The organism is Kribbella speibonae, assembly GCF_004331375.1.
GTDB classification, from domain to species: domain Bacteria; phylum Actinomycetota; class Actinomycetes; order Propionibacteriales; family Kribbellaceae; genus Kribbella; species Kribbella sindirgiensis.
On record NZ_SJKC01000001.1, the window covers coordinates 584,773 to 609,487 of the forward strand.

At 68.2% G+C, this 24,715-nt stretch carries 30 protein-coding genes and 1 riboswitch; of the genes, 13 read left to right on the plus strand and 17 right to left on the minus strand.

From position 1 onward, the window contains the following. Positions 1-15 precede the first annotated feature (15 nt). Positions 16-381, plus strand: coding sequence for a DUF1304 domain-containing protein (locus E0H92_RS02985; protein WP_131469191.1), 366 nt, complete (start codon positions 16-18; stop codon positions 379-381). A 203-nt stretch (positions 382-584) separates the two neighbouring features. Beyond that, positions 585-1,949: an MFS transporter gene (locus E0H92_RS02990; protein ID WP_131495304.1), complete on the plus strand. Its 1,365-nt coding sequence runs from the start codon at positions 585-587 to the stop codon at positions 1,947-1,949. Between the two features lie 231 nt (positions 1,950-2,180). Here the strand turns inward: E0H92_RS02990 and E0H92_RS02995 are convergent, their stop codons facing one another. Then, positions 2,181-2,822, minus strand: a complete 642-nt coding sequence (locus E0H92_RS02995; RefSeq protein ID WP_131469195.1) for a LysE family translocator — start codon at positions 2,820-2,822, stop codon at positions 2,181-2,183. Between the two features lie 169 nt (positions 2,823-2,991). Beyond that, positions 2,992-3,058, plus strand: a riboswitch (cobalamin riboswitch). A 57-nt stretch (positions 3,059-3,115) separates the two neighbouring features. Between E0H92_RS02995 and E0H92_RS03000 the strand changes: the two genes are divergently transcribed. The 6 genes from E0H92_RS03000 (at position 3,116) to E0H92_RS03025 (ending at position 6,653) form a co-directional block, all read left to right on the plus strand. Next, the gene (locus E0H92_RS03000; RefSeq protein WP_131284143.1) at positions 3,116-3,313 is read left to right on the plus strand and encodes a CbtB domain-containing protein; all 198 of its coding nucleotides are present in this window, start codon (positions 3,116-3,118) and stop codon (positions 3,311-3,313) included. A 5-nt stretch (positions 3,314-3,318) separates the two neighbouring features. Next, complete coding sequence (locus E0H92_RS03005) at positions 3,319-4,077, plus strand: CbtA family protein (RefSeq protein ID WP_131469200.1); 759 nt, start codon at positions 3,319-3,321, stop codon at positions 4,075-4,077. After that, complete coding sequence (locus E0H92_RS03010; protein ID WP_131495305.1) at positions 4,074-4,631, plus strand: histidine phosphatase family protein; 558 nt, start codon at positions 4,074-4,076, stop codon at positions 4,629-4,631. The genes E0H92_RS03005 and E0H92_RS03010 overlap by 4 nt, the downstream gene beginning before the upstream one ends. Before the next feature lie 63 nt (positions 4,632-4,694). Then, the gene (locus tag E0H92_RS03015) at positions 4,695-5,843 is read left to right on the plus strand and encodes an alpha/beta hydrolase (RefSeq protein ID WP_131495306.1); all 1,149 of its coding nucleotides are present in this window, start codon (positions 4,695-4,697) and stop codon (positions 5,841-5,843) included. Continuing rightward, on the plus strand, positions 5,840-6,211 hold the full coding sequence (locus tag E0H92_RS03020) for a hypothetical protein (RefSeq protein ID WP_131495307.1): 372 nt from the start codon (positions 5,840-5,842) through the stop codon (positions 6,209-6,211). Before E0H92_RS03015 ends, E0H92_RS03020 begins: the two co-directional genes overlap by 4 nt. Before the next feature lie 55 nt (positions 6,212-6,266). After that, the gene (locus E0H92_RS03025) at positions 6,267-6,653 is read left to right on the plus strand and encodes a hypothetical protein (RefSeq protein WP_238173291.1); all 387 of its coding nucleotides are present in this window, start codon (positions 6,267-6,269) and stop codon (positions 6,651-6,653) included. A 6-nt stretch (positions 6,654-6,659) separates the two neighbouring features. Here E0H92_RS03025 and E0H92_RS03030 read toward each other — a convergent pair whose 3' ends face one another. From E0H92_RS03030 to E0H92_RS03045, 4 genes are all read right to left on the minus strand, one after another. Next, positions 6,660-7,037 (minus strand): VOC family protein, encoded by a 378-nt coding sequence (locus tag E0H92_RS03030; protein ID WP_131495308.1) that lies wholly within the window; start codon positions 7,035-7,037, stop codon positions 6,660-6,662. Positions 7,038-7,046: 9 nt separating this feature from the next. Next, positions 7,047-7,649 carry a class I SAM-dependent methyltransferase gene (locus tag E0H92_RS03035; protein WP_165549676.1) on the minus strand — a complete coding sequence of 201 codons (603 nt, stop codon included), beginning with the start codon at positions 7,647-7,649 and terminating at the stop codon, positions 7,047-7,049. A 179-nt stretch (positions 7,650-7,828) separates the two neighbouring features. Then, positions 7,829-8,698 (minus strand): fumarylacetoacetate hydrolase family protein, encoded by an 870-nt coding sequence (locus E0H92_RS03040; RefSeq protein WP_131495310.1) that lies wholly within the window; start codon positions 8,696-8,698, stop codon positions 7,829-7,831. Between the two features lie 9 nt (positions 8,699-8,707). Next, positions 8,708-9,403 carry a GntR family transcriptional regulator gene (locus E0H92_RS03045; protein ID WP_131469212.1) on the minus strand — a complete coding sequence of 232 codons (696 nt, stop codon included), beginning with the start codon at positions 9,401-9,403 and terminating at the stop codon, positions 8,708-8,710. Between the two features lie 136 nt (positions 9,404-9,539). Between E0H92_RS03045 and E0H92_RS03050 the strand changes: the two genes are divergently transcribed. From E0H92_RS03050 to E0H92_RS03060, 3 genes are read left to right on the plus strand one after another with little or no spacing between them, the layout of a single operon-like run. Next, a complete protein-coding gene (locus E0H92_RS03050) occupies positions 9,540-10,631 on the plus strand; it encodes a mandelate racemase/muconate lactonizing enzyme family protein (RefSeq protein ID WP_238173292.1) in 1,092 nt (363 codons plus the stop codon). A 19-nt stretch (positions 10,632-10,650) separates the two neighbouring features. Beyond that, on the plus strand, positions 10,651-11,493 hold the full coding sequence (locus E0H92_RS03055) for an amidohydrolase family protein (RefSeq protein ID WP_131495312.1): 843 nt from the start codon (positions 10,651-10,653) through the stop codon (positions 11,491-11,493). Positions 11,494-11,504: 11 nt separating this feature from the next. Next, a complete protein-coding gene (locus tag E0H92_RS03060; protein WP_131495313.1) occupies positions 11,505-12,440 on the plus strand; it encodes a phosphotransferase family protein in 936 nt (311 codons plus the stop codon). A gap of 24 nt (positions 12,441-12,464) precedes the next feature. Here the strand turns inward: E0H92_RS03060 and E0H92_RS03065 are convergent, their stop codons facing one another. From E0H92_RS03065 to E0H92_RS03090, 6 genes are all read right to left on the minus strand, one after another. Next, entirely contained in the window at positions 12,465-13,568 is a 1,104-nt protein-coding gene (locus tag E0H92_RS03065) for a Fic family protein (protein ID WP_131495314.1), read from the minus strand. A gap of 42 nt (positions 13,569-13,610) precedes the next feature. After that, positions 13,611-14,684 carry a DNA polymerase IV gene (locus E0H92_RS03070; protein ID WP_131495315.1) on the minus strand — a complete coding sequence of 358 codons (1,074 nt, stop codon included), beginning with the start codon at positions 14,682-14,684 and terminating at the stop codon, positions 13,611-13,613. A gap of 18 nt (positions 14,685-14,702) precedes the next feature. Further along, positions 14,703-15,488: an ABC transporter permease gene (locus tag E0H92_RS03075; protein WP_131469222.1), complete on the minus strand. Its 786-nt coding sequence runs from the start codon at positions 15,486-15,488 to the stop codon at positions 14,703-14,705. Further along, a complete protein-coding gene (locus E0H92_RS03080; RefSeq protein ID WP_131469224.1) occupies positions 15,485-16,297 on the minus strand; it encodes an ABC transporter permease in 813 nt (270 codons plus the stop codon). Before E0H92_RS03080 ends, E0H92_RS03075 begins: the two co-directional genes overlap by 4 nt. Continuing rightward, positions 16,294-17,286, minus strand: a complete 993-nt coding sequence (locus tag E0H92_RS03085; protein WP_131495316.1) for an ABC transporter ATP-binding protein — start codon at positions 17,284-17,286, stop codon at positions 16,294-16,296. The genes E0H92_RS03080 and E0H92_RS03085 overlap by 4 nt, the downstream gene beginning before the upstream one ends. A 268-nt stretch (positions 17,287-17,554) precedes the next feature. After that, positions 17,555-18,019 carry a GNAT family N-acetyltransferase gene (locus E0H92_RS03090; protein WP_238173293.1) on the minus strand — a complete coding sequence of 155 codons (465 nt, stop codon included), beginning with the start codon at positions 18,017-18,019 and terminating at the stop codon, positions 17,555-17,557. A gap of 242 nt (positions 18,020-18,261) precedes the next feature. Between E0H92_RS03090 and E0H92_RS03095 the strand changes: the two genes are divergently transcribed. After that, positions 18,262-18,672 (plus strand): PaaI family thioesterase, encoded by a 411-nt coding sequence (locus E0H92_RS03095; RefSeq protein WP_238173294.1) that lies wholly within the window; start codon positions 18,262-18,264, stop codon positions 18,670-18,672. On the opposite strand, the gene E0H92_RS03100 is transcribed toward E0H92_RS03095, so the two are convergent. Genes E0H92_RS03100 through E0H92_RS03110 form a run of 3 tightly spaced genes read right to left on the minus strand, consistent with a single transcriptional unit; the run spans position 18,669 to position 21,425 of the window. Next, positions 18,669-19,004, minus strand: coding sequence for a TFIIB-type zinc ribbon-containing protein (locus tag E0H92_RS03100; protein WP_131284108.1), 336 nt, complete (start codon positions 19,002-19,004; stop codon positions 18,669-18,671). The two genes, E0H92_RS03095 and E0H92_RS03100, sit on opposite strands and share 4 nt — an antisense overlap. 52 nt (positions 19,005-19,056) lie before the next feature. After that, positions 19,057-19,473: a nuclear transport factor 2 family protein gene (locus tag E0H92_RS03105; RefSeq protein WP_131495319.1), complete on the minus strand. Its 417-nt coding sequence runs from the start codon at positions 19,471-19,473 to the stop codon at positions 19,057-19,059. 50 nt (positions 19,474-19,523) lie between these two features. After that, positions 19,524-21,425 (minus strand): penicillin-binding transpeptidase domain-containing protein, encoded by a 1,902-nt coding sequence (locus E0H92_RS03110; protein WP_131495320.1) that lies wholly within the window; start codon positions 21,423-21,425, stop codon positions 19,524-19,526. 222 nt (positions 21,426-21,647) lie between these two features. Between E0H92_RS03110 and E0H92_RS03115 the strand changes: the two genes are divergently transcribed. After that, positions 21,648-21,977, plus strand: coding sequence for an L-rhamnose mutarotase (locus tag E0H92_RS03115; RefSeq protein WP_131469236.1), 330 nt, complete (start codon positions 21,648-21,650; stop codon positions 21,975-21,977). On the opposite strand, the gene E0H92_RS03120 is transcribed toward E0H92_RS03115, so the two are convergent. From E0H92_RS03120 to E0H92_RS03130, 3 genes are all read right to left on the minus strand, one after another. Beyond that, positions 21,974-22,672 (minus strand): pirin family protein, encoded by a 699-nt coding sequence (locus E0H92_RS03120; protein ID WP_131495321.1) that lies wholly within the window; start codon positions 22,670-22,672, stop codon positions 21,974-21,976. The two genes, E0H92_RS03115 and E0H92_RS03120, sit on opposite strands and share 4 nt — an antisense overlap. A gap of 5 nt (positions 22,673-22,677) precedes the next feature. Continuing rightward, on the minus strand, positions 22,678-23,193 hold the full coding sequence (locus E0H92_RS03125; protein WP_131495322.1) for a DinB family protein: 516 nt from the start codon (positions 23,191-23,193) through the stop codon (positions 22,678-22,680). A 102-nt stretch (positions 23,194-23,295) separates the two neighbouring features. Beyond that, on the minus strand, positions 23,296-24,699 hold the full coding sequence (locus E0H92_RS03130; protein ID WP_131464286.1) for a S1C family serine protease: 1,404 nt from the start codon (positions 24,697-24,699) through the stop codon (positions 23,296-23,298). Positions 24,700-24,715: the final 16 nt, after the last annotated feature.

Sequence of the window (24,715 nt, forward strand, 5' to 3'; positions counted from 1 at the left end):
CGGTACGTTCCCCGCATGAGCGTCGTCGCGCAGATCTTCGTCGTCATCGCGGGTGTGTTCCATGTGGTCGTGTTCGCCATGGAAAGCGTGCTGTTCCGCAAGCCGAGCACCTACCGGCGGTTCCTGGTGAAGGACACCGAGGTGGAGACCGCACGGCCGTGGGCGTTCAACCAGGGCTTCTACAACCTGTTCCTGGCGATCGGCGCGCTCGGCGGCCTGGTGTGGGGCGGCGACAAAGGCCACGCCATCGCGCTCTTCGCGTGCGCGTGCATGGCCGGCGCCGGCATCGTCCTCCTCGCCTCCGACCGTCGAATGGTCCGCGCCGCCGCCACCCAGGCAGTACCGCCGATCCTCGCGCTCGTCCTGGCCGCGATTCTGTAGGTCCTGTCTGGTGATCCATCGCCTACTGCGGGGCACTCGGCACGGCACCTCGCCGCACGGGTGCAATGGCCACGATGCTCCGCATCGAGACCTTCGCCCCCGCACGCCGATGCACCGCACCGAGCACCTCCTCGCTACGGCGCTGGACCACCAGACAGGACCTAGTTGACTTAAAGTGCACTTGAGCAACGATGGTCGTCGGCATGACCACCGTTGCCGAGCCGACCGTTGAGACAGGCGGCGTCCTTTCCCCGCAGTACCGCGCACTGACCGTCGGGATGGTCGCGCTGATCACCCTGGTCGCGTTCGAGTCCCTGGCGGTCGCGACCGCGATGCCGACCGTCGCGCAGGCGCTCGACGGCCTCAACCTGTACGCGCTCGCGTTCGGCGGCCCACTCGCCTCCGGCGTGGTCGCGATGGTTGTCTCCGGCACCTGGAGTGACCTGAAAGGCCCGACCCGGCCGCTCTGGCACGGTACGGCGTGGTTCCTGGCCGGACTGTTGATCGCGGGCCTGGCGCCATCGATGGAGGTCCTCGTCGCGGGCCGTATCATCCAAGGCTTCGGCTCCGGGCTGCTCACGGTCGCGCTGTACGTCGTCGTCGGTCAGCTGTACCCGGCCCGCCTCCGCCCGCGGATCTTCGCCGCGTTCGCGACCGGCTGGGTCGTACCGTCACTCGTCGGTCCCGCGATCGCCGGCCTCATCGTCGAGCACGCCAACTGGCGGCTCGTGTTCCTCGCCGTACCCGCGATCGCGATCCCGGCCGCGGTCGTCATGCGTCCCGGCCTGGCCCGCGGGAGCGCGTACGACGTACGTCCGGGGAAGCTGTGGGACAAGCGGGCGCTGTGGGCGGTCGCGGCCGCGGTGGGTGTCGGGCTGCTGCACTACGGCGGGCAGCAGCGTGGCGTCGTACAGATCGTCCTGCTCGTGATCGGTCTTGGCGGGGTGGTTGCTTTCGGACCGCGGCTGCTGCCGTCAGGGACGTTCGCGTTCGGGCGCGGACTGCCGTCGGTGATCGCACTGCGCGGGCTGGTGGCGGCCTCCGGGTTCGGCGCCGAGGTGTTCCTGCCGTTGATGCTCACCCGGGAACGCGGCCTGTCGCCGGCGTTCGCCGGTCTCGTGCTGACGGTCAGCGCACTGAGCTGGTCCGCCGCGTCGTGGTACCGCGGCCGGCCGAACCAGCCGTTCTCCCACGCCGTCTTCCTGCAGGCCGGCATGCTCGCGATCCTGGTCGGGATCGTCACGGCGGCGCTGACGCTCAACCCGAACGTCCCTGTGCTGGTCGGCATCCTCGGCTGGAGCCTGACCGGACTGGGCATGGGAACCGTGTTCCCGACCCTGTCGGTGCTGGTCCTCGAGTACTCCGAACGCGACGAGCAGGGCGCCAACAGCTCGGCCCTGCAGCTCAGCGACTCGTTGTCAACAGCAACGATCCTGGCAATCGGCGGCTCATTGTTCGCAGCCATGGAACCGCATTCCGCCGTACTCGCATACCTCGTCGCCTTCGGCCTTCCCGCGTTGCTCGCACTCCTCGGAGTACCCGCAGGCCGCCGTACCGCTACTCCATAGAGCCTCTTCAGCCCTTGTGACCAATGAATGAGTCGCTCGGGACGACGGCCGCGCTCGGAGAACGTACCGACGAACGGGTGATCCCACCGCCCTGCAGCTCGACAGGTAGTGCACCAGCGAGACACCGTACACACGAGCACAGTCACGCTCAGGTGCACTACCCAGCCGACCGATACCTCCTGTCGTGCTGCCGATGCGCACCCCCGCCCAAATCTCAGTCGGGTGAGTCTCCTATTCCTTGGAGCCGGTCACCGCGATGCTCGCGCCGAGGCCGATGATCATCAGGCCGCCGGCGCCCCCGACCATCTCCAGCCGGCGCGGTGAGCGCGCGAACCACTCGCGCGCCGTACCGGCCACGAACGCCCAGACGCTGTCCGAGGCGAGCGCGATCAGGATGAAGATCAGCCCGAGGATCAGGATCTGCGCCGACGCCGGCGCACTGGCTCCCTTGTCGACGAACTGCGGCAGCACAGCGGCGAAGAACACCGCCGTCTTCGCGTTCGTCACGCCCACCAGGAAGCCCTGCCGGATGGTACGCCGGGTCGTACTCGGCGTCGCCGTACCGCGCATCGCCTCGACCAGCGACTTCCGCGACCGAAACGCCTGCACCCCGAGATAGATCAGATACGCCGCCCCCACGAGCTTCACCACGGTCAACGCCACCGCACTGGCCGCGATCAACGTCCCCAGCCCCACCGAGATCCCACCCAGCAGAACCGCCGCCCCCACCGTGTTCCCCACCATCGTCAACACAGCTTCCCGCCGCCCCACCGCCAACGCCCGCCCCACAATGAACAACACACTGGGCCCCGGCACCACAATGATGATGAACGCAGTAATCGCAAACGCAAACAAGTGGTGAGCGGACGGCATCTCCCCAGGGTAGTTCAGCAGCCGCCACCGCGCCGCTGGATTCACCAGCCGGACTAACGTGCTGATGCTGGTCGGGTGTGGGTGGGATAGGTCACCGGGGGGTCGTGGTGCGTTGACCGGGGTGTGGTGGGGGCCCTACGGTTCGGGGGTCAACCTGCGGTGCCGTGAGGGAAGCCGGTGGGAATCCGGGACGGCCGCGCCACTGTGATCGAGTTTCGGCTCGTAAGTCAGGACGCTCGGGCATTCGCAGCCTTTCTAAGGGGACGCGCACTTCCCCAGGAGGTTCAGTTCAGATGGCAGCTCCTGCCCAGTCGGTCGCCGTACCGGCTCTCTCGCCCAAGCTTCTCGCTGCCGCGCTGCTCAGCGTCGGCCTGATGCTGCTGCTCGCGTATCTGGTCGGGTTCGACCAGGGTGCGGTGTCCCGGTCCGGGATGTACCTGCACGAGCTGATGCACGACGGCCGCCACCTTCTCGGCGTTCCCTGCCACTAGACGACATGCGCACCTTCGGATCGCTCCTGGTGCGCGGACTGATCGTCGGACTCTTCGCCGGCCTGCTGGCCGGAACGTTCGCCTACGTGCTGGGCGAGCCGCGTGTCGACGCGGCGATCGCGATCGAAGAGGCCGGCAGTCACGCGCACACCCATGACCATGGCGACAGCACCGAGCCTGCTGCCGCCGAAGAGGAAGAGCCGCTCGTCAGCCGTGACGGTCAGCGGGCCGGGCTGTTCCTCGCCACCAGCCTGTACGGCGTCGCGCTCGGCGGACTGTTCGCGGTCGCATTCACGCTGCTGCGCCGCAAGCTCCGGACCGGGAACGACGCGTACGCCGCGCTCGGGCTCGCCGCCGCGGGTTTCGTCGGCGTCGTGCTGGTCCCGTTCCTCAAATATCCACCGAATCCGCCGGCGGTCGGCGACCCGGACACGATCACCAAAAGGACGGTCACCTATCTCCTGACGCTGGTGATCGGCCTGCTCGCGGTCTGGGCCGGTGTCGCGCTGTCCCGGTGGGCCGCGCGGTACGGCGAGGTCGCCCGGCTCGCGGGCGGTGTCGTCGGGCTGGTCGTCACCGTCGTGGCGGCGTACCTGATTCTGCCGCGGATCAACGAGGTTCCGGAGACGTTTCCCGCTACGCTGCTGTGGCAGTTCCGGTTCGCCTCGCTCGGTACGCAGGCGACGCTGTGGCTCCTGCTCGGATTCGGGTACGCGGTCGCGGTGGACCGCCGGCCGAGCCGATCGAAGGTTGCTGCCGCTTGACCGCACCCCAGTCTCTGACGCTGCTCGCGCATGCCTTGACGCCCGCGTTGCGCGGACTCGTGCTCGGTGGGGACGCCGAGCCGGATCCGGCGAGTGTCGAGGCGGCCCGCGAGTTGAAGCTGTCCGCTGACGCCGTGTACGCCGGCCCGGAGCAGGCCGCCGTACGCACGGCCGCCGTACTCGGGCTCGACCCAGTCGTGGAACCGGCGCTGCGGGACCGTGAGTACGGCGAGTGGACCGGACGCGGGCTGGAGGAACTGCTCGCGTCCGAGCCGTCGCAGGTGGCGGCGTGGCTCGAGCGGCCGCACACCGCCACGCCCGGCGGCGAGACCGAGAACGACGTACTCACCCGGGTCGCCGATTGGCTGGGCGATCTGGCGGCGCGAGAACACGGCTCCACACTCGCGGTCGTCCATCCGGCGGTCGTCCGCGCGATCGTCCTGTACGTCGTCGACGCGCCGGCGGAGTCGCTCCGCCACGTCGACGTACGCCCCCTGGCCACGGTCAGCCTTTCGTACCACTCCGGCAACTGGTCACTGGCCTTGACACCTTAGGCCTGACAAACTGCGACTGGCCCGGTTGCACGCCCAGGTGACCGGCTGTCACGGGGAGTCACGATGGTTGAGTTCGACGAGCTTGCCGAACGGTTCCGTGCGAGTCATGCCGTGCTGGTCGCGGCGCGCGAGCGGCTGCAGGCAGCCGTCGACGCCGGTACGGCGAGTGACGACCAGCAGAAGCGGCTGGAGACCGTCAAGGAGCTGCTCACTCCCGTCACGGTGTCCGAAACGGATGCCGACGGCAACGTCGTCGAGGTCCAGCGGCCGCGGCAGTTCTACTCGGTGGATCCCGAGGGGCAAGGGCGTGCAGTCGAGGTACTGGGCGATCTCCGGAACGCGAAACACATCGCGGTCCTCGTTCCCGGGATGGGGAACAGCCTGGACACGTTCAACGGCCAGGCGGACCGCGGCGACCTGATCCGGACCGAGGCGGGACCGGACACGGCGGTCGTGGTGTGGATGGACTACGACTCACCGAAGAACCTGCTGGAGGCCGCGAGTCAGGACGCGGCGATCGAGGCCGGGCCGCGGCTCGCGGCGTTCCTCGGTGAGGTCGACGAACTGAAGGCGGACGATGCCGACGTCACGCTGGTCACGCACTCCTACGGCACCGACGTGGGCGCACAGGCCGTGCGGGCGGGCGCGCGGCCGAAGCACCTGGTGATGACGGGATCGCCGGGGATCGCGAAGTACGTCGACGAGGCCGCCGACTTTGTCCAGCCGCCGACCCGGCTGTTCACCGAGCGGGCGGCGGGGGACTACGTCTCCTACTCCGAGTGGCACGGGCCTGATCCGGCGAACTTTCCGGACGCGATCCGGATGGCGACCGTCGACCCACGGGGCGAGGACCCGGTGTCGGTGCACTGGCACAACGAGTACTACCGGGAGAACAGCGAGGCGCTGCGCAACATCGGGCGGGTGATCCGGGGCGACCTCGGCAGCATCACGACCACGAACACCAGCCGGTCCACCGAGACCAAACTGCTCCTCGGGGCATCGTGGGGCGGTCCGCTGAACACGGTCGCGGGGATGGCGTCCAAGGTGTACGACGGAGTTGTGGCGCTCACCAAACCGTCGAAGGAGTCCGCCGGAGCCGCCGCCGGCCAGCCCACCGCGGGCCGACCACCGGACGGCGCGGGACGAGGCGCGAACGGTGCGGGACGAGGCGCCAACGGTGCGGGGCGGGGTTCGGAAGGGCGGCGGCGATGACGGGTGATCGTGAGTTTCTGCGGAGCGAGTTGCTTGCGGTGGCGGCAGCCGTCGTACCCGGTCAGCGGCCGGTGGTGACGCACGACCCGGGGCCGATCAATCCCGGCGTACTGTTCGACGGTCGTGGGCCCGCGACCGTGTCCAGGGTCACCGTTCAGACCGGTAATCCGCGGTCGCCGGATCCGGTGGCCGAGGTCGAGGCCGCCGCGGACGCGCTGCGGGCGCGCGGCTGGACAGCGGACGTCGTACCTCCGGAGAACGGTCATTACCGGGTCGCCGCCCAGCGGGACGGCTTCGACGTCGCCGTTCACGCGTGGGAGGCGGACTGGCGGATAACGTTCACCGGGGAGACGCCGGTCGTTTCTTGACACCGAAACGCGGCGTGCCCTCGCGGGGCTTGGCCGTACGGTGTATCACGGAAGCGTGACCTTGACCGAAGCCCGCAATTACCTCCGCTCGGAACTCCTAGCGGTGGCGGCAATCGTCGTACCCGGTCAGACGCCGGTCGTGGCCCAGGACGTCGGCCCCATCGACCAAGGTGCGCTGTCCGACGACCGCGGACCTGAGTCGGTCTGCACGATCACCGTCGAAACCGGCGACCCCACGACCACACCCGACCCCGAGGCCCAGATCGGCTTCGCCGCCGAAACCCTCGAGTCCCGCGGCTGGAAGGTCACCGTCTCCGAGCCCTCCGAGGGCCGCCACGAACTGACCGCCCGCCGCCAGGGCTACGACCTCACCGCCACCGCCCAGACCACCGACTGGCGCCTGAACCTCACCGGCCAGACCCCGTACGTCGACGACCTGTAGCCGGGCCTAGCTGGTTGCGGCGCGTTCGGCGGCGCTGCGGAGGACGCAGAACTCGTTGCCTTCGGGATCCTGCATGGTGACCCAGCCGGTGCCGTCGGGTTCGCGGTGGTCGTGGGCGATGGTTGCGCCGAGTGTCAGGAGCCAGGCGACCTCTTCGTCGCGGGTGGTCTCGGGCTCGAGGTCCAGGTGGCCGCGGTTCTTGACGACCTTCTCGTCGTTGTTCTGTTCGAAGAGCACGGTGAGGCCGTCGGTCGGGACCGAGGCGTACGGGTCGCCGGGGTGGTCGTCGTCGGGGCGCTCGGCCTTCAGAACCTGCAGCCAGAAGCCGGCGATCTCGTAGGGGTCGTGGGCATCGAACGTCACCGTCCGCACGCGAGAAGTCATGGGCAGAGGTTACTTCCGGAAGAACAGCCGGTCCTCGGGAATTTCCGGGTCCAGGTACGGCGTGAAGCCCGCGGCGACCGCGATCTCGGTGAGGGCGGGCGCGGTCCAGCGGTGCACGTAGATGTTCATCGGATGGCCGCCGTAGCCGGACGTCTTGTGGGTCGATTCCTCGCCGACGTGGAAACCCATCAGGAGGACGCCGCCGTTAGCGAGCACGCGGTGGAACTCGGCGAACGCCTGCGGGACGACGTCACGGGGCAGGTGGATGATCGACCACCACGACACGACGCCGGCGACCGAGTCGTCCGGTACGTCGAGGGCGGTCATCGAGCCGACGCGGAAGCTGAGCTCCGGGCGATCGCGGCGGGCGACCTCGATCATCCCGGGCGACAGGTCAATCCCGACGACCTGCAGTTCGCGCGCAGCCAGCAGACCGGTCGTCCGCCCCGGTCCACAGCCGACGTCGAGCACGGCCCGCGAGTCACCGGGCAACAGCTCGGTGAGGAGGTCGAACGCGGCGTCTTCCCAGTCGGCGCCGGTCACGACAAGTTCGGCGTACGACACTGCGACGTTGTCGTACGAGCTGCTGATATCGGCGAGAAAGTCGGTCACCCGGCCGACCCTAAAGCCGGCCGGGGACAGTTTCTTCAGGCCAAGGTCCTGTCTGGTGATCCATCGCCTACTGCGGGGCACTCGGCACGGCACCTCGCCGCACGGGTGCAAAGGCCACGATGCTCCGCATCGAGACCTTCGCCCCCGCACGCCGAGCTACCGCACCGAGCACCTCCTCGCTACGGCGCTGGATCACCAGACAGAACCTTGCCGAGGGACTGCTTCTGGCGGCCGAGGCCTTCGATCTCGAGTTCCATCGTGTCGCCGGGGGACAGGTACGGGAACCGGCCGGACAGCGCGACGCCCTCCGGTGTGCCGGTGTTCACGATGTCGCCGGGGCTCAGCACCATGTACTGCGAGAGGTCGCGGATCAGCGCGGCGACCGAGAAGATCATGTCGGCCGTGTTCGAGTCCTGCCGCGGCTCGCCGTTCACCCAGGACCGCAGGTTCAGGTTCGTGGGATCGACCTCGTCGGCCGGAACCAGCGCGGGCCCGAGCGGGTTGAACGTCTCGCAGCACTTCCCCTTCGACCACTGGCCGCCGGAGACCTCGATCTGGAACGCGCGTTCGGACACGTCGTTCGAGACGGCGTACCCGGCGACGCACGCGAGCGCGTCCTCGTCGGTCTCGACGTACCGCGCCTCCTTGCCGATGACGACCGCGAGCTCGACCTCCCAGTCGGTCTTCACCGAACCCCGCGGCACCAGAACGTCGTCGTACGCGCCGACCACGGTGTTCGGGTGCTTGAAGAAGACGATCGGCTGCTTCGGCGGCTCGGCGCCGCCCTCGGCCGCGTGCGCCGCGTAGTTCATGCCGATGCAGACCACGGCGCCCGGCCGGGCGATCGGCGCGCCGACCCGCAGGCCCTCGGCATCGGCGACCGGCAGCTCACCGGCCTCGAGCGCGGCGCGGGTCCGGGCGATGCCGTCGGCGGCGAGGAACGCTCCGTCGATGTCGGCGGTGAGTGGGCTCAGGTCGTGAACGGTGCCGTCGGCGGCGCGCACGTACGGGCGCTCCTCACCGACCGCGCCGAGGCGGAGCAGTTCCACAGATTTCTCCTAGGCCTTGTCGAAGATGGGCCGCAGCCGGGCGCGGGAGGCCTCGATGTGGGACCGCATCGCCGCGGCCGCTTCCTCCGGTTCGCCCTTACGGACGGCGGTCACCACTGCCTTGTGCTCTCGCAACGCCTTCGTCGCGATGCCGCCACCGTAGTACAGCCGGAACAGGTGCAGGTGGCAGTGTGTCCGCTGGAAGGACAGCCGCGCGGTCTCGTTGCCGGCCAGCTCGAGAACGAGGTCGTGGAACCGCTGGTCGTGCGCGGCCATCGCCCGATAGCTGTCGTACGACGGACGATCCGGTACGTCGGTGTAGCTGAGCATCTCCGCCTTGAGCCGGGCCAGGTCCTCGGCGCCGGACCGCTCGGCGGCGCGCCCGGCTGCCCACGGCTCGATGTGCAGGCGGTACTCGAAGAGGTCCTCGAACTCGTCGCGGGTCAGCCGCGACGACACCCGGTACCCGCGCAACGGCTCCTTGATCACCAGGCCGTCGGACTCCAGTCGGGCCAGCGACTCCCGGATCGGGGTCTGGGAAATGCCCAGCTCACGGGTCAGTGCATCGATGTTCAACCGGGTGCCCGGCTCGACCACGCTGTCCATGATCAGGCCCTTGACCGTCTCGTAGACGTCGTCACTCAGCACCTGTCGCTGCGGCAGACGGGCGAGCTGCCCCGCCAGGCCCACATGCGCATCCGTCACTGTCGCCTGCTCCTCCCGCACCGTGCTCCACCCGCGAAGGGCCTCATTCTGCCCGACTCGCAGTCCGCCTTGACGGGTCCAGTGTGAAGCGGGAGCATCAGGTACGCAATATCCTATAGGATCTTGGAGGAAATCGGTGAGCTCTACGATCGTCGGGGCCGAGGCGTACCTGGTCGACCTGGAGGTCGAGACGGTCCGCACCGACGCCGTCCAGGCCTTCCTGAAGCAGGAGACGATCTTCGTCGCTTTGTCGACATCCGACGGGCTGACCGGGCTCGGGTACTCGTACACGATCGGCACGGGCGGCACCGCCGTACTCGCGTTGTTGCGGGACCACCTGTTGCCCCGACTCGTCGGCAAGGATGCACGGAACGTCGAAGGGCTCTGGTCGGACCTGTTCTGGTCCACGCACGCTACGACGGTCGGTGCGATCACTTCACTCGCTCTAGCTGCTGTGGACACTGCGCTGTGGGACCTGCGGTGTCTGCGGGCTGGTGAGCCGCTGTGGCGGCTGGCTGGTGGGTACCGGCAGCAGGTGCCGCTCTACGACACAGAGGGCGGCTGGTTGCATCTGACAACGGATGAGCTGGTGGCGGGTGCTCTCGCGTCACAGAAGGCAGGCTGGCCCGGTGTGAAGCTCAAGGTCGGCAAACCGCGTGTCCACGAGGATGTGGAGCGGCTGCGAGCAGTGCGGGACGCCGTGGGGCCGTCGCTGGACATCATGGTCGACGCGAACCAGTCCATGACGTACGCCGAGGCAAAACGACGGGCTGCGGCGTTCGAAGCCGTGGACCTGTCCTGGTTCGAGGAACCGTTGCCGGCCGACGACGTGACCGGGCATGTCCGTCTGGCCGAGTCGACGTCGATTCCGATCGCTGTGGGGGAGTCGCTGTACTCCGTCTCGCAGTTCCGGGAGTACGTTGCCTCCGGTGGCGCCGGGATCGTGCAGGTCGACGTCGCGCGAGTCGGCGGGATCACGCCCTGGCTGAAGGTCGCGCATCTGGCGGAGACCTTCAACCTGGAGGTGTGTCCGCACTTCCTGATGGAGCTGCACGTCAGCCTGACCGCCGCGGTGCCGAACGGGCGGTACGTCGAGCACATCCCGCAACTGCGGGCGATCACGCGATCGGAGATGGCTGTGGCCGACGGGCATGCGGTCGCGCCCGACGTACCGGGTCTGGGGATCGACTGGAATGCTGATGCCATCGACGACCGGCGCGTTGCCTGAGTGAAGGGACCACACCCGCATGAGCAGAGTCGACGCGCATCACCACGTCTGGGATCTCACCGTCCGCGAGCAGACGTGGATGGCGGGACCGGAGATGGATCCGATCCGGCGCAACTTCTCGATCGCCGACCTGGAACCGCTCGCCGCGGCCGCCGAGGTCAGTGCGACGGTCCTCGTGCAGACCGTCGGCCTGGTCGCGGAAACAGTCGAATTCCTGGAGATTGCCGCTGGCAACGATCTCGTCGCGGGCGTGGTCGGGTGGGTCGACCTGACCGCTCCCGACGTCGCCGACACGGTGGCGTCGCTGCAGGCTCGTCCGGACGGCACGTACCTGAAGGCGATCCGCCATCAGGTGCACGACGAGCCCGATGTCGACTGGCTGCTGCGTCCCGACGTACAACGTGGTCTGGCCGCCGTCGCGGACGCCGGCCTCGCCTACGACCTCCTCACGAAGACACCGCACCTGCCCGCCGCGATCCAGACCGTCCGCAACCTCCCGCAGCTCACGTTCGTCGTCGACCACATCTCCAAACCGGTCATCGGCGAGCCGCTGGACCCGTGGGCCACCCAACTCCGCGAATTGGCCGCCCTCCCCAACGTCACCTGCAAACTCTCCGGCATGGTCACCGAGGCCGACTGGACGACCTGGACGGCCAAAGACCTGCAGCCGTACGCCGACACCGTCCTGGAGGCCTTCGGCCCGGACCGGGTGATGTTCGGCTCCGACTGGCCGGTCTGCCTCCTCGCCGCGTCCTACGCCGACGTCGTCACCACCGCGGAAACACTCACCTCCACCCTGTCCGCCTCCGACCAAGAGTCCGTCTTCAACACCACAGCCACCCGCACCTACCACCTGACCTAAAGTCCCTACCCATGAACGAGGAGCTCGAGGCGATCTGCCGGCGCGCGTTCGGTTCCGGTGTCGTGATGGTGCGGGCCGATGAGTTGGGGTTCGCGGGCTACAACAGCGTCTACCGGGTGGAGTTGGCTGGATCGGATGCCCCGGTGATTCTGCGGGTGGCGCCGCGGGAGGACATGCAGTTCGGGTCCGAGCTGCACCTGATGCGGAACGAGTACGCGAGCATTCCTTGGCTGACCGCGATCGCGCCTCTGATGCCGCGGGTACTCGCCGTGGACTGGTCGCACGAAGTCGTCGACCGGGACTGGATGATCCAGACCTGCCTACCCGGAATCCCCGCTCCAGAGCATCTCAGCAGCTATCCGCGATCCGGTCGTACGACGTTCTTCCGCCAACTCGGCGCCATCACCCGGACCGTGCACGACGTACGCGGACCGCACTTCGGTCGCGTCTCCGGCCCGTCGTACGCGTCCTGGAGCGAGGCCGTCATCGCATCGTTCACCCAGATCGCCGACGACCTCGAGCAATTGGGCCTAGACGCCGCCGACGTCCGAGAATCCGCCGACTTGGCCGCACAAGGCCGCGCAACACTGGACGAAATCCACGAACCACACCTGCTGACGGGCGACCTCTGGACGGTCAACTGCCTCCTCGACGCCGAGTCCCCCGAACCCCTGATCTCCGGAGTGCTCGACTTCGACCGCACCGAGTTCGGCGACCCCGCCGCCGACTGGACCATCCGCATGGCCCAGGCCAAACCCGACGAACGAGAGTCCTTCTGGGACTCGTACGGCACCTTGAACCGAACACCCGCCGCAACCTGGCGAGCAACCATCTACGAAGCCCGCCACCTCGCCACCCTCCGCCTCGAACGCCACCGCCTCCACAACACCAAAGCGGTCCACGAAAGCTACGAGGCCATGTCCAAGGTCCTCGCCGCGCTCAGCTGATGGATGCGGAGAACAACCGCACGATCAACCGCGGCGGCCCGAGCGAGTTGCGAAGTCGTCGAGTGCGGTGATCACGTCGCGGGCGATCCACACGCGGTCTCGCTTTCCTGTCGAGATCTGTTTCAGGACCCCGGCTTCGACCAGCTGATCGACGGCGCGCCGAGCAGCCGGCTGTGACACTTCCAGATGCTTTTGGATGTGATCGACAGTCACTGCCGGCTGGCTGAGCAAGTGTGGCAGGACACGACGCGCAGCCGAACCTTGCCTGGACGGCAGGATCTGCTGCCACTCTGCGTAGATTCCGGTGAGGTCGCTCACGAGGCGCCGGCCGTTGCCGACGGCCGCGAACGAGGCACGGCTGAACTGACTGATGATCGGTGCTGGGTCGCCGTCCCGGTACGAGCCGAGCGCTGCGAAGTACGCATCGGTGTCGGTGAGCAGGCCGGCTGAGACCGGGACCGTCAGCCGCCGGGTCACGCCGGACCGACGCAGCATCGCGTGGACGAGAGTCCTGCCGGTGCGGCCGTTCCCGTCGTTGAACGGATGGATCGTCTCGAACTGAGCATGTGCGATCGAGACCTGGGTGAGGACCGGGATGTCGGTCCGCCGGCAGAACCTGACCAGATCGTCCATCAACGCCGGCACCCGCTCGCGGCGGGGTGGGACGAACGTCGCGGTGTGCGGGGTCGGCCCGCCCCCGATCCAGACCTGACCGTCGCGCAGCCGCCCGGGGTGGGCGTAGGCCTGGTCATGCATCAGCGCGAGGTGGGCGGCGAGGATCGAGTCGGTGCTGAGGTCATCGGCCAGGTCGATCGCCTTCTGCATGGCCTCGACGTTCGCGGCGACCATCCTGGCGTTCTGCCCCGAGGACTCGTTCAAGGTGGCGATGGCCAGCGCTTTCGCTCCTGCGGTGACACCCTCGATCTGCGAGGAGGACGCCGACTCGGTGCGTAGCAGGACGACGGCGAGCGGCGCGAGCTCACCATCGGCGCGCGGGAGCGATGCGGCCAGCTCGGCGTCGAAGCGGGAGATCTCGACGAGCGCATCCTCCGCTCCGGCGGCAATATCCGACGGGATGCTGAAATCCAGGTCCGAGATCGCCGGCAGGAGGTCTCCGGGTTGGTCCACACCGCTCACTATATAACTTTCTTCGTATAAAGTTATATAACGCTACGGCGCGGGGACGAATTCGACGCGGACGCCGAGGAGGCGGATGGGGCGGTTGAGGGTGAACTTTTGCAGGATTTCGAGGGTTGTGGTGGCGATGACTTCGGGGTCTTGGGTGGGGGTTTTGAGTTTGCGGCTTTTGATGGGGGTGTAGAAGTTGATGAAGCGGACCTTGACCGCGACGCGTTGGATGGTGCGGCCCTCGGCGACGACCTCGCGGGTGACCTCGAGGGCGATGCGGCGGAGTTCGCGTTCCACGGCCGCTTGATCGGCCAGGTCTTCGGCAAAGGTTTCCTCGTGGCTGCGGGAGACCGGTTCGCGGGGTACGTCGGTGACCTCGGTGTCGCCGAGGCCGCGGCCCAGGGCGGCGTACCAGGTGCCCATCTTGGGGCCAAAGCGTTTCTTCAGGACGTCCAGGTCGGCGGCGGCCAGTTCGGCGACCGTCAGCACTCCTAGCTCGCCGAGGTTGCGTTCCATCCGGGGGCCGATACCCCACAGGTCGCGGACGGGGCGGTGGTTCATCACCTCGCGCCAGTTGGCCGCGGTGAGACGGTAGATCCCGGTGGCGGGGCCGGCACCTTCGAAGGGCGCCGCGTGCGAGCGTTCCTGCTTGGCGAACCCGGTCGCGAGCTTGGCGCGGGTCTTGTTGTCGCCGATACCGACCGCGCAGGTCAGCGAGGTCCGCTCCACGACGGCAGCCCGCAACTGAGCAGCCAGTGCTTCCGGGTCGTCGGTCTCGGCGCCGACCATGCACTCGTCCCAGCCCCAGACCTCGACCACGACCGGGAACGACCGCAGCGTGTCCATCACCTCGGCCGACGCCGCGTCGTACGCCGCCGGATCCGACGGAAGGAAAACGGCGTCCGGGCATTTCTTGTACGCCGCCCGCACCGGCATCCCGGAATGTACGCCGTACGCGCGCGCCTCGTACGACGCGGTGGCGACCACCTGCCGTGCCTGGGTCGGGTCGCCGGACCCGCCCACCACGACAGGCAGCCCACGGAGCTCAGGCCGCCGCCGGATCTCGACGGCCGCGATGAACTGATCCATGTCCACGTGCAGGAGCCACCAGCTCATAGCTGACAGGTAACCACATCAGCTGGACGCGCTGGAGTACGTCAGCAGCCCGCGCCGCCACACCAACCGCACCAGGCCCTGAGCCACGACCGCGAGCCCGAGCCCGACGGCCACCGTCCCCCAGCCGAGATCGCCCGTCAGCGCCCGTACCGGGAACGTCGTCGCGAACGCCACCGGGAACGCGAACGTCAGGAACGTCCGCACCGCGACCGGGAAGAACACCAGCGGGTACCGCCCGGCCTCCATCAGGTTCAGGAACACGAACCCGATCGGGTTCACCGACTGCAGCCAGAACGCCAGGAACGACATCGCCGACCACACCGCGGTGAGCAGCACCAGACCGGTGCCGACGAGTACGACGGCCTGCGCGACCTGCCCCGGACCGAAGCTGATACCGGCCTGCACGAGCCCGATCACCAGGACCACGATGCCGCTGGCGACGTTCGTGAGCTCCGCGACGTTGATCCACCGCAGCGTCAGGTAGAACTGGCTCGACACCGGCCGCAGCAGCACGCTGTCGAGCTCACCTTCTGTCAGGTACGTCGTCATCCGGTTCAGGTTCGGCGCGACGAACGTCGCCATCAGCCCGGTGACGATCTGGAACACACCGACCAGCGCGATCACCTCGGCCCGCGACCACCCGTGCACCTCGGCCGTGAACCCGAACAGCAGCAACGTCGGCACGATCCCCAGCCCGAGCTGCACGAGCCCGACGAGCAGCGTGGTCAGGAAATGCGCACGGAAATGAGTTTCCCGCACCACGGCCTGCAGGAAGAACCGTCGCCACAGCTTCAGGTACCTCATGCGCCCACCGCCGAGTACGCGCGGATCCCCGCGGACCAGACGAGCCGGGCGATCGCCGCGAACACCACGACGTACCCGAGCTGGATCCCCAGCCCCACCAGCAGCTCCCGCCCGGTCAGCTGACCGGCGACGATCTCGACCGGGAACGACACCGTGTAGCGGAACGGCTGATGGTCGACGAATCCCCGCGACCACGCAGGCATCAGCGCCAGCGGTACGACGGCACCGGACAGGACGCTCGCGATGATCACGCGCGCCTGGACGAGCGCGCTGACGTCGTCCATCCAGAACGCCAGCGACGCGATCAGGATGTCGATCGTGAACACCAGCATCGCCCCGAGCAGGATGCTGAGCGCGAACAGCACCCAGCGTCCAGGGCCGGCCGGGATGTTCATCGAGTCCCGGAAGATCCACCACACGATGCCGATCATCGGCACCAGCGCGAACAGCTTCAGGAACTTCTCCGACAGGTTGTTCGCGACGAAGCCGGTCAGCAGCGACGCCGGCCGGATCATCCAGCTCGACAGCTTCCCCATCCGGATGTCCTGGGCGAGGAACCCGGCCATCCACGACGACGTCGCCATCGTGACGAACCCGAGCAGCACGAAGTACGTCGTCACGTACCGCTCGTCGACCGGCAGTTGCGCCCCGCTCGCGAGCGCCGTCCGCCAGATCAGCAGCGAGATGATCGGCATGGTGATGTTCGCCAGCATGAAGATGATCCAGGCGCCGCGGTACACGGACTGCTGCGCGATCTCCGCCGCCGTCATCCGCCGTACGACGCGAAGGTTCCGGGTGACGGTGCTCATGCGTCCCCCAGCGTGCTGCGGCGCAGGAACAGGTCGCGCATGATGTCCTCGATGTCGGCGTCCGCGACGTCGAGGTCGACCAGCGGGCCGAGCCGGGTCAGCTGCTCCATCACGGCACCGGCGCGCTCCCGATCCGCTTCGAGCGTGACCGTCGGACCGGAAACCTCGACCCCCGTGACCCCGTCCAGGTGACCGACTTCCACAGGCGCGGCGTACGTCGCCCGCACCAGCTTGCGAGGTTGCGCCGTACGGACGAGGTCGTCGAGACCGCCGTCGAACTGCAGCCGGCCGTGGTCGATGATCATCACCCGCGAGCAGAGCGCCTCGATGTCGTCCATGTCGTGGCTGGTGATCAGGATCGTGGTCCCGCGGAGCCGGTTGACGTCGGCGAGGAACGAGCGGACCCGGGCCTTCGCGACCACGTCGAGACCGATCGTCGGCTCGTCCAGGAACAGGATCTCCGGGCCGTGGACCAGCGCCGCCATCAGTTCGAGCTTCATGCGTTCACCGAGGGAGGTTTTGCGGACCTGCACGTTCAGCAGGTGCTCGACCTCGAGCAGCTCGGCGAGTTCGGCGACGTTCCGGTCGAACTCCGCGGTGGACAGGCCGTACATGTCCTTGTGCAGCAGGAGACTCTCCATCGCCGGAACGTCCCACCACAGCATGGTCTTCTGGCCCATGACGAGCGCGATCCTGCGCAGGTAGTCGTGCTTGCGGTCCGACGGCGTGTGGTCGAGGACCTGCAGGTCGCCGGAGGTCGTGTAGAGCAGGCCGGACAGCATTTTCAGCGTGGTCGTCTTGCCGGCGCCGTTCGGGCCGAGCAGCCCGACGACCTCGCCACGGCCGATGGAGAAGGTGACCCGGTCGACGGCGAGCCGGGTCTCGTACTTGCGTCGCACCAGGCTCTTCAGCGCGCCGCCGAGGCCGGCGCGTTGCTGGTGGAAGGTGTAGGTCTTGGTCAGATCATGGGCCGAAATGACAGGTGTCATGGGAATGCACCGCTTTCGAGAGAACGTCAGGACCGGGCAGCGTCACCGCGCAAAACGCGCAGAGCGCAGGCCGCTCACGTCACGTGAGATCGGCCAGGCGGACGCTGAGGTCCGTCCCGGCTACGCGGTCCGGTCCGACCGCGGGGGTTGAACGTATATCAACCCTTATCTCGACGGCGTGTCGACATCGCTCCCTGTGGGTCCTTCCGACGTGCGGCTGCCACCGACCACGGTATGCCGTCCCGGAAAGCGTCGTCCAGTCGGTTTCTCAGAGGTCCTTGCGCATCTGCTGCGAGATCACCGCGTAGCCGAGTGAGCCGTACAAGCCGATCGCGGTGGTGTTGTCCCCGAAGACGTTCAGGTCCAGCTGTTTGTAGCCGAGTCGACGGCATTCTTCCTCGCCGGCCAGCATGATCGCCCGCCCGTACCCCTTGCCGCGCCGGCCGCTGTCCACCTCGATGCCGTAGATGAACGGCACCTTCGACTTGGTGCTGATCCACAGACTTCCGACCGGCTCGTCCGCCGCGACCGCGATCCAGATCAGTTGCTGATCGGTGGCCGGGCCCTCCGGCAGCAGCCGCTCGGTCTCCTCGTAGGCGAGCGCGAGCGCTTCGTCCGGGGTCAGCCCACGGGACGGCCCGACGCCGGCCGCGAACGATGCGGCGGCACGCTCCATCCAGCGCGGGTACTCGGTGTCAGTGATCGGGCGCAGGAGCACCGGCAGCGTGGTCACGAGGCTGACGATATCCCGCTTGGCTGGAAGGGCGGCCATGTCAAGGATCGCGCTTTGCGCCGGGTCGCCTGTCGCGTCGTGTGGTGGGTAGGCGTCCGAGATGCTGGGTTGGCGACCCAGATACCGGGCGCAGACCCAGCCTCTCGGACGCCTACCCACCAAAGGCCGGGGCCCGCGATTTCCTGTCGCACGAGAGCCCGATGTCCCCACACGCACCTGCGAGCACCAGATATCGTGCGCAGGTGGCGGATCTGACGTTGGAGATGGCGCAGAAGTTGCTGGCCGCGCAGCCGTTCAGTGTGCTGGTGGGGGCGCGGGTGGTGGAGTTCGGGGGTGGTGGGGCGACCTTGGAGATCGACATTCGGCCGGATCTCCAGCAGCAGAACGGTTTCCTGCACGGCGGCGTACTCAGCTACGCGGCCGACAACGCGCTCACCTTCGCCGGCGGCACGGCGCTGGGCCCTGAGGTGCTGACCGGTGGCTTCACGATCAGTTATCTCCGCCCGGCCCGGGGCATGGTGCTCCGGGCCGAGGCGAAGGTTGCCTACTCGAGCAGGCGGCAGGCGACCTGCACGTGTGAACTCACGACGCTCGACGACGCCGGTACGTCGACCCTGTGCGCGATCGCTCAGGGCACGATCATCGCCCGTTAGTCGAAGAGGTCTTCGAGGAAGGACTTCTTTTTCTTCTTGTGCGGGTACTGGTTCCCGTACCGGCGGTCGTCGTCGTAGCGCCGGTCGTTGTCGTACCGGCGGTCGTCGTCGTACCGCTTCTTCTCCTCGTAGCGCTTCTCCTCGTACCGCGGCTGCTGTGCCTGCTGCGACTGCTGCGGCGCGTTGAACCGCGCCTCGGCGTCGACGAGCCGCTCCAGCTCACCCCGGTCGAGGAAGATCCCGCGGCAGTCACCGCACTGGTCGACGGTGATCCCGCTGCGCTCGTACGTCCGCATCGCGCCGTGACACTTAGGGCAAACCAAGCTCTCCATCCAGCAACCCTAAGTGACAATTTCCCCGTCACGGCGCGCTTTCAGCGAACTCTCAGGAACTTCCTACCGACAACCGGTCGACCTCCGCGGCCACCCGCTCCACCAGCTCCTCGCGCCCGGCCGGCGGCTCGTACGGCTCCGGCCAGAAGTCGGTGATCCGGACGATCAGCCCGTCGCGCAGCTCGAAGTACACCAACGCGACCAGTTCGTTCTCCTCGACCGCGAAGTTCAGCGATCCGGCGGCCGATGTCCCGTCCGCGATCAGCCGGGTCACCGTGCAGGTCCAGTCGCCCGGGTACTCGCGGTTGAACCGCAGGTACTTGTCCCGGCCGGAGATCCGTTCCCGGGTCTGCGGCATCTCGTACGCCACGTCGTCGCTGAGCAGCGTGCCGAACGTGTCCCAGTCCTTGGCCGCCATCGTCGCGAAATAGCGTTCGACGACATCTCGAGTCCGCTCTGTCTCACTCATAGGCGGACAGTACGACGCCCCGCCGACAATCTGCCGACGGGGCGTTTCGGTTACTTGAAGCTGCTGAGGAAGCTCTTCAGGAGCGGGCCGGCGGTGTGCGAGCCGGACTCGCCGCCCTCGACGATGACCGCGAACGCGACGTCGCCGCGGTAGCCGGCCATCCAGGCGTTGGTGGTCACCTTGCCCTTCACCACGACCTCGGCAGTACCGGTCTTCGCGGCGACTGCGCCGTTCCCGGCGAGCACGCTGGCGGTACCGCCGGTGACTGTGGTCCGCATGAACGTCCGCAGGTTCGCAACAGTTGCTGCTGGCAACGGGGAGGCGGCCGCGCCGGCGGCGTCCTTACCCGGTACGAGCACGGGCTTCATCGCCGTACCGTGGTCGACCGTCGCCGCGACCAGCGCGATCGCCAGCGGGCTCGCGGTGACCGTCCCCTGGCCGATCATCGACGCGGCCTCTTCGACGTCGTCCTTCGGCGCCGGGACCTGGCCGCCGTACGCCGAGATCGACAGGTTCAGGTCCCGCCCGATGCCGAACATCGCCGCGGCCTTCGTCATCCCGTCCTTCGGCAGCCGCGCGTGCTGCGAGATGAACGCGGTGTTGCAGGACTTGTTGAACGCCGTCTGCATCGTGCCGTTGCCGTACGCCGCGAGCGCGTCGTAGTTCTTGAACGTCTTGCCGAACACGTTGATCGTGTCCGTGCACGGCAACGGCGTCGCGGCGGTCTCACCGCTGCCGAGCAGTGCTGCCGAGGTGACGATCTTGAACGTCGAACCCGGGGCGTACCGGCCCTGGAAGGCGCGGTTGTAGCTGGCCACCTGCGGCCCGTTCGCCGCGGCGAGGATCTGACCGGTCGACGCCTGGACGGCGACCAGTGACGCCGGCAGCTTGCTGGTGGCCAGCGCGGCCTCGGCGGCCTTCTGCATGTTCGTGTCCAGCGTGGTCTTCACCGGCTTGCCGGCGGTGCCCTTCTGGGCGAAGACGGTCTTGATCGTCAGCTTGGTCTTGCCGTCCCGCAGCGCGACCGTGCCGCCCGGCGTACCGGCGAGCTGCTGCTGGAACGCGTACTGCAGGCCGGTCGTGCCGACCTGGTCCTGCGCCGACGCGGTCGGACCGGCGTTCTTCAGGGTCTCGTCGGTCGCGGTCTTCATGGTGCCGAGGAGCGACCGGGCGAACGTCGCGGTCGGCGGCAGCGACTGCGTGCCGCCCATGGTCAGTACGCCCGGAAGCTTGCTCATGGTCGGCCGGAGCGCCTCCCACTCCTCGGCCCGGATCGTGATCGCGTCCACGAACTGCCCGGCCGGTGCGGCCTTCGCCCGGGCCGCGAGCTTCGCGCCGTCGACGTCGAGGTACTTCGTGAACGCGGCGTACGTCGCTGCCGTCGCCTTGGTGCCCGCGGCGACGCCGACGATCACGACCGGCCGGTTCGCGGTCAGGGCGACGCCGTTGCGGTCCAGGATCGAGGCCCGGGCCGGCAACTGGCGGACCCGCTTGAGGTAGTTGCTGTCGCCGAGACCGGGGTAGATCGTGTCGCCGGAGGCCTTCACCTTCCAGGCGTCGCCGGTCTTGGCCGCGGTCGCCGTACTGGTCCACTTCATCGCGCCGATACCGCGCAGCTGCGCCTCGACGGCCAGATCCTGGGTGCAGCTGCCGTCGGTGCACTTCGGCTCGCCCTGCGGCGTGACCGTCACGGTGCTCGCGACCAGCGCGCTGTCGACGTCGTCGAGCCGCTTGGCGAACACCGTCGGGTTGTCGGTGAGCGCTCCGGCCGCGTCGGGCTTCCCGTTCGGCGCCCAGGCCTTCACCCAGGCGTCGGCGAACTGCTTGATGACCGCGCCGGACGCCTGCTGCTCGTCGCTGCCGGACTTCCCGCCGCCGCCGGACTTGCTGTCCGAACAACCAGCGGTGATCAGCAGACTACTCAGGCAGACGATCGCAGTGGTTCGCTTCACAATCCCAACTCTCGCACGACGACGGATGGACACCGGGGCACGGTCTTCGGCGTGTGGCTCCCTCGGAAACCTACTCAACCGACGCAAGTACGACGCGTGCACCCGCTCAGGAGTTGGCAGCAGATGATCGGTGAATCGGGACCGAGACGCTGCGCGAATCGACGGACCCGGATTCTGGAACCGCGTTCCAGAGTCGCGGCTCCCGGCGTATTCTGCTCCTTTGTGACCCGCCTTGCTCTGCACAGCCGCCTGATTCCCGGGACCGAAGAGGCCTACGAGACCGAGCACGCCCGCGTCTGGCCGGAGCTGATCACCGTGATGCGTACCGCCGGGATCAGCGACTGGTCGATCTGGCGCAGCGGCCGCGACCTCTTCCACCTGGTGGTGACCGACGACTTCGAGGCCGCGGTCGCGTACCTGCGCAACGACCCGACCGACCAGCGCTGGCAGCAGCACATGAGCCAGTTCGTCGAGGGTTTCGCCGAGAACCCGGAGGGCGTGGCCGGCCAGTCGCTCCGCCACGTCTGGACGATGAGCGAGCAGACCGACTAGTACATCTCCCACAGGAGCAACTCGGCTCCGTCCGGGCCGGCGGTGAGGCGCTCGCCGTCCGCGCCGGTCAGCCGTACGGCGTCCGCCGTACCGAGCTCGCCCGCGCCCTCGAGGGCCGCCGTGCCTGCTGCCACGAACAGGTGGACGTGCGGAGCGGCGGGTACTTCGAGCATCTGGCCGGGAGCGAGGCGGGCGACGGACATGCCGGCGGACGGCTGGTTGAGGTGGATGGCGGTCGTCGACGCGTGCTTGGCGAGACCGGACGCGACCGGGACGAGCTCGCCGGTGGTCAGGTCGAGCTCCCTCTGTTCGTACGACGGCGGCAGGTCGAGGCGATCGGGGCGGACCCACATCTGGACGTAGTGCACGGGGTCCGGACCGTCGTTCCACTCCGAGTGCTGAATCCCGGAGCCGGCGCTCATCCGCTGCGCGAGCCCCGGGTGCACCTCGCCGCTGTTCCCCTGCGAGTCACGATGAGCCAGGGCGCCCCGCAGTACCCAGGTCACGATCTCCAGATCCTGGTGCGGATGCGTACCGAACCCGGTGCCCGGGGCAACCGTCTCGTCGTTGTGCGCGACCAGAAACCCGAACCCGACGTTCGCCGGACCGTAATGCGCCCCGAACGAAAACGAGTGCCGCGAGTCCAGCCAGTCGCTCGCGGTCCGGAAGCGGTCGTCCGCCCGATGGATCTCCACAGGGTCTAGTAATACCCCTTGTGGCCGTCGAGCAGTTCGCGGATCGCGTCGAGGTGACCGACGTGGCGTGCGGTCTCCTCGAGCATGTGGAGGAGCATCCAGCGCAGCGTGGCCTGGGCTGCCTTGAAGTCCGGGTGCTTGCCGACGTCGTCGAGCGAGTGGGCCTCGACGATCTCGTTCGACTGCGTGCACTGCGCCTCGAACTCGTCCAGCAACTGCGCGAGCGGTACGCCGCTGACCATCATGTCGGCGTCCTCGGGCTCCTCCTGGAACTGCGGGTTGCCCTCGTACGACTCGCCCAGGAACAGCACGTTGAACCAGCAGTGCTCGGTCCACCGCATGTGCGACACCAGCCCGGCCGGCGTCATCAACGGCGAGTCCGGGAGCGCTACCCGGTACGCGTCGGCCTCGGCCAGTCCTTCCAGCTTCCACCGAACCAGCGCGCGCTGCTGGTCCAGCCAGCCCACAACCTGCGTTCGCTCGTCGGCGACAAAAGGCGGTCTCTCCCGCGAAAATGTCATGGCGGGACGGTAGCCAATGCACCCGATCGTCGCAGCGCATTAAAAAACGGACTGCGCCGCTCGGTGGGCGGCGCAGTCCGGTCTACTGGTTGAGACGTCCGGTCAGCCGGTCGGGTTCCCGTTGTCGGAGCCGAGAGTGGCCTTGATGGATTGGGGCTTGCCGTTGCGGGTGACGGTGAGCGTCACCTGATCGCCCGGGCGGTGCGAACGGACCGCGGCGACCAACGCGTCCCCTGACGCGATCGCCTTACCGTCCACAGCGGTGACCACGTCACCTGACTGCAGACCGGCCTTGTCCGCCGCACCGCCGGACGTAACCTCGCCGAGGCGTGCTCCGTTCGTGAGCCCGTCGGAGGACTGCGCGTCGCCGACCGTCACTCCGAGCCGCGCATGCGTGGCCTTGCCCTTGGCCACCAGCTCGTCGATGATCGGCTTGGCCTGGTCGATCGGGATCGCGAACCCCAGGCCGATGTTTCCGCCTTCGGATTGTCCCGATCCGCCGGCGGTTTTGATCGCGCTGTTGATACCGACCACCTGGCCGGCGAGGTCGATGAGGGCGCCGCCGGAGTTTCCCGGATTGATCGCGGCGTCCGTCTGGATTGCTGGGAAGACCGTCGTACTGTCCTGCTCCTCGTCGCCCGACGTCACCGGGCGGTTCAGCGCCGAGACGATGCCGCTGGTCACGGTCGCCTCCAGGCCGAACGGCGAACCGATCGCCACCACGCCCTGCCCGACCGCGAGCTTCCCGCTCTGGCCGAGGGTGGCCGGCGTGAGGCCGGTCGCGTTCGCCTGGATGACCGCCAGGTCGGTGAGCGGGTCGGTGCCCTTGACGGTGGCTGTCACGGTCCGCCCGTCGTTCAGGATCACGGTGAGCTCGGCGCCCTGCCCGGCGCCGGACACCACGTGGTTGTTCGTGACGATCAGTCCGTCCTTGCTGATCACGATGCCCGACCCGGTTGCCTGCCCCTGCTGGGTCGCGACCGCGATCTTCACCACGCTCGGCAGTACCTTCGCGGCGGCGCTCTGCACCGAGCCGTCCGGCGCCGACGCGGGCGCCGCCTGGTTACCGGTCAGCGGGGCGGTCACCGAGGGAGAGTTCGCGGTGTGGTCGGTGGTCGCCGAGTAGACGGCCGCACCGCCGACACCGCCCGCGGTGCCGACCAGCAGCGCGGTCAGCGCCACCACGGCGAGTCCGGCCCGGCGCTTCGGCTTCACCGCGGTCGCGGTGGCCGGCTGCGGTCCGATGGGCCAGTTCGGGCCCGGAGACGTCCCCTGATGCGTCCCCGGCGCCCCGAACTGCGGATAAGCACTCCCACCTGCGGGGTACTGTCCCGGCCGCTGCCCTTGCGGCCCCGAGTCCAGCCGCGGCAGCCCACCAAGCGGCGCGTGCTGTTGCTGCTGATGCTGCCCGTACATCGGCAGCTGCTGCGTCCGCTCCGGCCCCTGCGGTCCCTGTGCGTTCTGGCCGGGCTGGTTCTGCGGCTGCTGCGGCTGGTTCTCGGTCATGACAAGTACTGTGTCG

Excerpts from the sequence above, each read along its gene's own strand:
- E0H92_RS02985 (WP_131469191.1), top strand. The coding sequence starts at position 16 with ATGAGCGTCGTCGCGCAGATCTTCGTCGTCATCGCGGGTGTGTTCCAT.
- E0H92_RS02990 (WP_131495304.1), top strand. The coding sequence starts at position 585 with ATGACCACCGTTGCCGAGCCGACCGTTGAGACAGGCGGCGTCCTTTCC.
- E0H92_RS02995 (WP_131469195.1), bottom strand. The coding sequence starts at position 2,822 with ATGCCGTCCGCTCACCACTTGTTTGCGTTTGCGATTACTGCGTTCATC.
- E0H92_RS03000 (WP_131284143.1), top strand. The coding sequence starts at position 3,116 with ATGGCAGCTCCTGCCCAGTCGGTCGCCGTACCGGCTCTCTCGCCCAAG.
- E0H92_RS03005 (WP_131469200.1), top strand. The coding sequence starts at position 3,319 with ATGCGCACCTTCGGATCGCTCCTGGTGCGCGGACTGATCGTCGGACTC.
- E0H92_RS03015 (WP_131495306.1), top strand. The coding sequence starts at position 4,695 with ATGGTTGAGTTCGACGAGCTTGCCGAACGGTTCCGTGCGAGTCATGCC.
- E0H92_RS03020 (WP_131495307.1), top strand. The coding sequence starts at position 5,840 with ATGACGGGTGATCGTGAGTTTCTGCGGAGCGAGTTGCTTGCGGTGGCG.
- E0H92_RS03030 (WP_131495308.1), bottom strand. The coding sequence starts at position 7,037 with ATGACTTCTCGCGTGCGGACGGTGACGTTCGATGCCCACGACCCCTAC.
- E0H92_RS03055 (WP_131495312.1), top strand. The coding sequence starts at position 10,651 with ATGAGCAGAGTCGACGCGCATCACCACGTCTGGGATCTCACCGTCCGC.
- E0H92_RS03060 (WP_131495313.1), top strand. The coding sequence starts at position 11,505 with ATGAACGAGGAGCTCGAGGCGATCTGCCGGCGCGCGTTCGGTTCCGGT.
- E0H92_RS03070 (WP_131495315.1), bottom strand. The coding sequence starts at position 14,684 with ATGAGCTGGTGGCTCCTGCACGTGGACATGGATCAGTTCATCGCGGCC.
- E0H92_RS03075 (WP_131469222.1), bottom strand. The coding sequence starts at position 15,488 with ATGAGGTACCTGAAGCTGTGGCGACGGTTCTTCCTGCAGGCCGTGGTG.
- E0H92_RS03080 (WP_131469224.1), bottom strand. The coding sequence starts at position 16,297 with ATGAGCACCGTCACCCGGAACCTTCGCGTCGTACGGCGGATGACGGCG.
- E0H92_RS03085 (WP_131495316.1), bottom strand. The coding sequence starts at position 17,286 with ATGACACCTGTCATTTCGGCCCATGATCTGACCAAGACCTACACCTTC.
- E0H92_RS03100 (WP_131284108.1), bottom strand. The coding sequence starts at position 19,004 with ATGGAGAGCTTGGTTTGCCCTAAGTGTCACGGCGCGATGCGGACGTAC.
- E0H92_RS03105 (WP_131495319.1), bottom strand. The coding sequence starts at position 19,473 with ATGAGTGAGACAGAGCGGACTCGAGATGTCGTCGAACGCTATTTCGCG.
- E0H92_RS03125 (WP_131495322.1), bottom strand. The coding sequence starts at position 23,193 with ATGACATTTTCGCGGGAGAGACCGCCTTTTGTCGCCGACGAGCGAACG.
- E0H92_RS03130 (WP_131464286.1), bottom strand. The coding sequence starts at position 24,699 with ATGACCGAGAACCAGCCGCAGCAGCCGCAGAACCAGCCCGGCCAGAAC.